The sequence below is a fragment of the Herbaspirillum chlorophenolicum genome, assembly GCF_001189955.1.
Classification (GTDB): Bacteria; Pseudomonadota; Gammaproteobacteria; order Burkholderiales; family Burkholderiaceae_D; genus Herbaspirillum; species Herbaspirillum chlorophenolicum.
The window spans coordinates 1-7,383 of the sequence record NZ_LFLT01000083.1 but is presented as its reverse complement, the minus strand read 5'-3'; the positions used below and the strand labels follow the sequence as shown (position 1 = coordinate 7,383).

The 7,383-nt window shown below is 49.7% G+C and carries 4 protein-coding genes; all 4 read right to left on the bottom strand.

All coding sequences use genetic code 11. The annotated features are described in order from the left end of the window. On the bottom strand, positions 1-3,338 hold a 3,338-nt coding region (locus tag AKL28_RS22655), incomplete at its 3' end, for a hypothetical protein (protein WP_156226451.1). 308 nt (positions 3,339-3,646) lie between these two features. Next, positions 3,647-5,389, bottom strand: coding sequence for a hypothetical protein (locus AKL28_RS22650; RefSeq protein ID WP_050470561.1), 1,743 nt, complete (start codon positions 5,387-5,389; stop codon positions 3,647-3,649). Then, positions 5,386-6,543, bottom strand: coding sequence for a dsDNA nuclease domain-containing protein (locus tag AKL28_RS22645; RefSeq protein ID WP_050470560.1), 1,158 nt, complete (start codon positions 6,541-6,543; stop codon positions 5,386-5,388). Before AKL28_RS22645 ends, AKL28_RS22650 begins: the two co-directional genes overlap by 4 nt. A gap of 470 nt (positions 6,544-7,013) precedes the next feature. After that, positions 7,014-7,383: LysR substrate-binding domain-containing protein (locus tag AKL28_RS22640; RefSeq protein ID WP_231602644.1), on the bottom strand; the 370-nt coding region annotated here is incomplete at its 5' end.

The following is a 7,383-nucleotide window of genomic DNA, read 5'->3' as shown; positions in this document are numbered from 1 at the left end:
ACCATGTCTTCGGGGACGACATAGTATCTATCGAAGTCCGCGCTAAATTCGATAACAGGAGTCTCATTCAGACAGTAGACCTGGAATTTTCCGTTATTCAGCGGAATTGTTGATAAGGTCAGATGCTCAGGAAGCTGGGATATCTCATCATTCCATGACCAAGGACTCAAGTAAGTATGCGCGGGCGATATTCCACCGATGATGATGGGTCTCCGCCCTTGGTCTCTGATGCGACGGCTTTGTTCCTCAAGCGCGACGACAAATGCGACACGGTCATCGTAGCTGGGATTAATTTCGTCATAAACCGAATCCGGTCCGACCGGCGCAATGCATTCACTTTCCAGTTTGCATTTCAAGACATGGTTGATGACAAAATCGCGCATGTACCCGGCTAATGTCTCGACATTGTCTACGTTGACACCACTACCAATCTCTTCAAGCAGATAGCGCTTAGTTTCGGGATATGTGAATTCAGAAGGTGCGATACCAGTGAGACTTGAGTATTCGATGCGCGTGATGAAAATAGGTAGATTTTCCGCATCTAAAAGAGCTCTGCAAAACTGGTCTTTATACGTTTGAATCAAATTAGCACTGACGGCAAGCGACTGAATCTTCTCAACCCATGTGTCGCGCGCTGTCGTAGCTAACAGATGAAGAGCAGCCTTTGTGCGCGTGACTGCCAGTTTTCGTGAATGGTGAGAGTCAAAGAGACTCCGCAGGCGCCCCCAAACAGAGAAGTTTTGAAGAAGGAATTCGCGCGAAGAAATTTCCTCATGCAGACGCTTAAGGTGATGTTCAATCATCTGTAGACGGTCAACATTGTTCCTCCACAATTTAATGAAGGCGGCAGATTCACGAGTTCCTCCACCACGGTCAGGGGAAACTATTAGGAGCAGGAGGACTTGTGCTGCGAGCATGGTCTCTATCGTGGCATGTATCCCAGTCCAGGAATAGGTCCATCCTGGAATGAGTGTTTCATTATTTTGATTACTACTCTCCCATTCTGCAAAATTGTCGATTCTCGAACTGCCGCGGTCGGAGCTGTAAATCTCGCTCAGGATAGAACTGAGTGCTTGGTCAAAAGAAAGCAGTCTTTTGGCATCAATTTTTCCTCCAGCGAAAAATCCTTTACCTTCAATTAAACCTACGGCGAGTTTTAGTCGGTGCTCGTCGATGTTAGGGCCATTTTTTGCGTTGTGTATGAACTGCAGGAGCAAGTAGAGTCGCATCGACTCCCAATATCGCTTGATAACAATAGTGAGCGCAGTGCAGCTTGCCTCGACTGGAAGAACTTCGCCATTCTGGCTCAAAGTGATTTGAGCCTCCTCCCAAGACTGATTGGCGATTTGAATCGTTAAATTCTGATTTTGAGTTATCGGTTGAGTACCTGGAACCTGTAGAGAATACGCACGTGTTCCCCACCATTTCATGAAGCAGTCGGCGTAGCGTAAAGACGCAGTAACGTCGCGTCTTGATACCGAGGCGATGAGAACTGATGCAAGATTCTCGACGTGCTTTGCATAGAAAAGCGCACGACTGCTGTGAGCTAGCCACATCTCGACATCCGATGTTGATGGGTCCCGAGTTTTATCCCAACGAATAGTTCGATTGCCCCAGCCGCCAATTAAGACGCGTAGAGCTCTATCATAGATTTTGTCGAAAAGAGGAGGAAGGACTCCTGTGAAACTTTGAGCGCCGTGCAAAGATGTTTCATCAATCTTTTGTGCCCACCACTTGCCAATGTTAGTTGCAAGCATAGTCCCAATAAATTGAGCATCGATGTGGGTCTGAGGCGGGCTCATAGGTACATCGTATGTAATAGCGCCATCTGCGCCTGAGAGCTCAGTAAAGATGCTAAGGTCCTCGCCGATTCTGCTAATTGCTTGGATGCCGACATCGCGATAGAGCCGTATCCACTGCATGCTCAAAGTCTCACTTAAGAAGGACCCAGGATTTGTCCCAAGAATGGTTGCGTTCGAGGTTTCGCCAGTTATACGTATCGAACTGGCATTGAGAAGTAAGTTGTGAGTGCTAATCAGGCGCCTAAGGGCTGCTAAAGCCATTTCGGAACGGTTTTCATCCATCAACGCGCGAATCTCAGATGACACTTCCGAGAGCATTTCGGTGGTCGTTAGCTTAGTTGAGGAATTCCGAGATGAGCGAAAAATAAATGCGTACCAAACTAGGCATTTCTCGTACCATCTTAGTGAAGGGCCGTCAGAAACGCGGCAGAGGTGAGTTTTACCGCTATAAGAGTTATGTAGCGAAAGATTGAATACAAGAACAGGCTTCGCTTCACCCGGGCTTGGATTTGCACGTTTAAGCCACTGTCTTGCGACGAAAATGAGCACTCGTCCGCGTACGTCGTGTACCGTCTTTTTCTTTTTCAGTATTCTGGCAACCTGCGGCAAGCCGCCCATTGGGAAACCGATTCTAACTAGCGGCGCATTGTCTGCTGCATCGTCGGCGTTTCTGAACTCAAATAATGTGCTTGCGTAATGACGGCGATGGCTTATCGCTTTTAGTTCTTGAGTCAGTGCGATTCCAACTGCCGCGCGTCGGAAAGCATTATCGCGCTCGCTATCGCGAAGGAAGTGAACGGTTCTTGTGAGATAGTTTCCTGTCAGGAGAACATTGATAGTGAGCCAGAAGAAATCGGTGAGGATGGTCGCGGCGAATAGAATAGGATGGTTATCGGCTTCGAAGTATGGGGTCAAGAAATACTGAAGGCCCAGAAAAACAAGAAGAGTAATCGAGCTTGCTCCTGAAGGCATCACTCCCGATTCGATAATGTACACGCGCATCATCCCGCCAAACTGCGAGTTTCGCTGCAGCAGAACTCCCACAAACGAAAGAACAATTGGATAGACCAGTGCAATCAAAGTAGCTTGGACTGTCCAGGGGACACCGGTGAAGGCAGCGATATCAAAGTCGTCCTTTTTCAGTAACGGGAAGCTCCATTGAATTGATGGAAGCCACTCGCCAGAGGAAAGCCATTCTGGGATGAAGGGCCATTTACCTGAAACGCTAAAGCCCAGCAGATTCGCGATATTGTCCGAGCACTCGCTGCCAATTATTTTGCTGATGAACAGCGTCAGTTCCAGCGATTGAGTAGGAAGTAGTACAAGTAGGGCCAGTATTGCTGAGAGCAAGTAAACCTGGAATGCGAAGCGAATAGGATGGTCTGTGCCGGCGTTAAGGATGCGCTGGCGCCGCCCATATCGTATTTCCTGCCGATGCGTATTTTTCTTTTCCCAACTACCTGCTTCCTGACTGGCATGAGGCAGCGAGCGCCCCGATACATTGGTGAGATAGCTCCAGATATTTGTCTTTGACACTCGACCCCCATATAATTTTTGGTATGTTTTCGTAGCTCATTCGCCGTCCCACGGGCGAAGCGTGCACGGTTTGCTTGGCCGCCTTGCTTACATATCGTGAATGTAACTTTACCTCAAGCACTCTAGTCACTGTTACGAGGTCGCAGAAGCTGATGTTTGTGCGTCTTTGTACGTAAGAAAGAGAAATCGCCCCTGATGGGGCGATTTCTCATTTTGGCGGCAGTCTAGGGTGAATCCGTATTCAGAGCTGTCAATGTGGATGCGGTGACGGGCCAGACCGGACTATCATGAGATGTCAGCCCGTCGCATTAATCTTCCGTCAGTTCGTCCGCTTCGTCATCTTGGTTGATAGCTTTCTTGAGCGTTCCCATCATTTCAGCCAAAAAACCGACATTCTTGAAGTCGTCCGGATTGAGTAGCGCGCGGTCCTCGGTAAGATTCACCACGTTGAAATTGGATATATCAACGTTCGGAGGCAGCATTTCTACTGCCAAGATGATTTGCTGGTTGATGCCCACGTCACCATTCAATATTTCAACCATCGATGACAAATTTTTCAAATCTTGCCCCGACTGTTGAAGCGTATCGATTACCAACGGAAATAGTGGTGTGTCGCCATAGGCGGCATTAGACTTCACCATTGCTAGGTGAACGGCTAACAGAGAGCGAGGGCCTGAGCTACCACCAGAATTGCCGCGGTCGCCGGGCTTGGTCTTTTTGATTTGCTCCTCGGCTGGAACATTCAACTTATTTGAGAACCAAGTTACGCTGGTGCTGAAATAATCCCCGACTTCAGTGGTGCGCGCACGGTCTTCGAATATTTTGTAGCCGCCTTTCAATGTTTCAACTTTTACTGCGTAAGCAGAAATCTCTTCCGATAGCTCTGAAGTAACTGCTTCAAAGGCGTTATCCAACGTTTGGGCACTGTGTGCTGCCAGAAGCAGCTCCTTGGCCTGAAGGCCGACTTGTTCTTCACGAATCGTAGAAGTGATTTCACGGCTTTGTTCGCTAACATCAGCTAGTTCTGCGACGAGCCGTTCGTGGCGTGCCACGGCCTGTGATTTTTCAGCGCGAAGTTCAGCAATCAGCAGCGCAAAAGCATGGGCATCCTGCGTCAGCTGCAGTCGAGCATGGAAGGAATTCTCATGTAGCGTCCCACATGTAGGGCACTCAATGTTCTCTTCATTTCGCTCGCTTATGAATCCAAGGTCGTCTGTCAGATTTCGATGGTTTTCAACTGCCAATCTCAATGACGATGAAATCTGTTCTTTACGATTGACTGCTGCAACGAGCTTGGCTCGCAATTCATTTTGACGCTGCTGTAGGTCTCGAGCCTTCTCGCCAAGGTCTACTAGCTCATTCTCGAATTGAGTGGAGCTAAGCACTGGTACATTCTTCGGCAGTATGTCGCGCACGCGCTTGAACGCAGATTTCTGAGTATCAAACTTGTCCTGCATTCCCTTGAGGACATCGGAAGCTTCCTGCCAAAGTTGTTTGGCGGCGAAATAGGCGTTCGGCCTTAGACCAATATATGCCTCAAAAACGGGTTTCTTCCAAGACTTGAACTGAGATAGGTTTTTAAAGGAGTTCCAGGATGCGCCCCATCCGCCGTCCTGGTCGATATATGTCGGCAGCGTGAGGTAGTCAACGCCAAGACGAGATGCGGTCGTGCTCTGTGGTCGTTGGAGCATCAACGTGTAGCCAAATTTATCGGCCATGATTCGGTTCCATGTGCCCATGTTGTCGGCACATGCAATCAGTTCACCGTTCTCAGCAAACAGGCCAAGATTCTTACGTTGGCGAACGACTGTGTACGTCTTGCCTTCATATTCGAATTCCAGCACGCCGATGAAATCAGGGTCCCAGCCCGCGGAGAGTTGCTTTTCTGGCGTACATCCCAAGGTCCAGAACAGGTTTTTGGTAATACGTGATTTACCCGTCCCGTTTGTTCCGAACAGAATCGTCCGTTGAGTCGGGAAGGTCTGTTTCCTTGCCTTTTGCTCGGTCTCCGAGACGAGCCAGAGCGTCTTGAAGGTTACGTTGCGGTTCATTCTGCACCCTTAGGTTGCGAATTAGCCGCAACAGTGAATACGTTGACGTCGATTCCATTCCGAATCACCATGAGAGAAAGTGCATGAATAAAAGGCATTTCAACCGCCACGAAGTCTTGTTTGTTTTTCTTGAGGGCTTCCGCCGTAAGGCGCTCCATGAAGCTGCCCAGCTTTTGAGTATCAGGTCCACGCTCTGCTTTGAGCGTCTTGTAGCAATCCACCAGTGTCGTCACCTGGCGCTTGAACAACGCGTTTGTGCGGTCCGACATCGCCGACAGTAGTGGCACCTTCTGCATCCTAATGTCATCGACCATTGAGAAGTCATGGCCCTCGGCATCCAGGCGATTTAAGACCGCATTAAAGACATCATCGATTCCAGGAGGTGGCTCAGACACTTGGATGAGCGTTTGCAGTGCGTCTTGGCGCGTCATCAGGCGCTTTGCCTTGAGCTCCTCGAATGTTGAAGCAAAGCCGGTGTTCGAACCGCGCTTCCGCATTTCCGACGCGAGCATAGTTGCCGCAATGGCCGGCTGGGAGACCTTGAACTCAAACTTTCTGCGATGAGCTAGGTCACTCAGTTTCCCACTGATGAAAAGGTGTTGCTGCCCCAAAGGGAGGTCAGAACGGTGCAGCCGGATTTCATCGAGCGTGATTGCGCCAGCGTCTAATTCCAGCTGTTTCGCAAGCGCAGTGGAAACAGCTTTCTTGGCAGTTTCTGCAAGACTCTCTAGTCTGTAATCATGCAGATTGACCGAACCCGTACTTTCCTTGAGTTTGATGCTGGTATTGGTAACAAACCGAAGCTTGGTCGGTGCGCCTGAGAACTGGTGCCTTCTCTTGTATAGCTTGCCCAGGATGGAAAGCGGCAACGTGCCGTCTTTGAGCCTTTTGCTGGACGCTTTATGGAGTTCATCGAACGTCCAGGCAGCTACCTGTTCATTCGTTTTGACCTGGCAAAATTCAACTGATGTCGGTGCTGTGGCTGAATCCAAGACAGCAATATCTTCTTTCACTTCGATGCCGACGGCGAAATCGTCTTGCTTCTCCAGTAGTTCTGCAATTAGAAGAACTGCGTACCACTCTTGATACGTGAAACCTTGAGCTGCCACTTGCCCTGACTTATCGTCCTCAGGCTTATCCGCAAGCAGCTCCATCAGCGACTTCTGCACTGTATGCCTCCCCAGGCTTTGTGATTTTTGGAAGATGCGCGAGCTCTTCGTTGGAGCATCGTCACTCTAGCAAAATGTTTTTACATGCATTTCAAGCAAGGATTCTAATGCAAGAAAGCAAGATTGTCCTGTGGCGTGGGAAGTGGCGTTGCGAGCTCGCTGGGAGAGCGGCGCTGCCGGAATTGGACAGTAGTGGTGTAGCGTTTAAGGTCATTCTGTGTACACGATGCTGAACCGAATTCGTTGCGCATCTTGGGCAAGCTCCTCAGAAGAGCGAACACCGCGGGGCCATATCAGTATGGCGCCATCGTTTTTGTGACGAGGGGCGACGTGCATGCGGAAGTGAATACGGTTTGCTCGCCCTCGCTTCCGTTGGCATGAACTCGATGATTTTCTGGCTTTTCCCAGACTCCTTCTGGTCAACTTCCTTCCTCCGCAGAGAGCTTGTGCTCAAACTAAGAACGGCGCCCAGGTGCGCTATATCGAAGAGCGTTCACTACCAATGAGAAGGCTGGTGAGGGCTGCCGGCGGCTCGGGTAGTAGAGGTGATATCCGGCGAACTTCGGGAGCCAATCTTCCAAAACGCAAATCAACTCTCCCTTTTCAACGTGGTCGCCCATTTCATCCGTCGGAACTAAAGCTAGTCCTAGTCCGGCAAGTGCCGCATCTATTTGGGGCGTAAGGGTGTTGAATATCAACGAGCCATCCACGCGAACGTTCAGTTTCTCTCCGCGTCGCTCAAAGTCCCATATGTACAACCCGCCAGAACTGAGCATCCGCTGATTGATGCAGTTGTGTTGTGTAAGGTCGTGAGGCGTTTTCGGC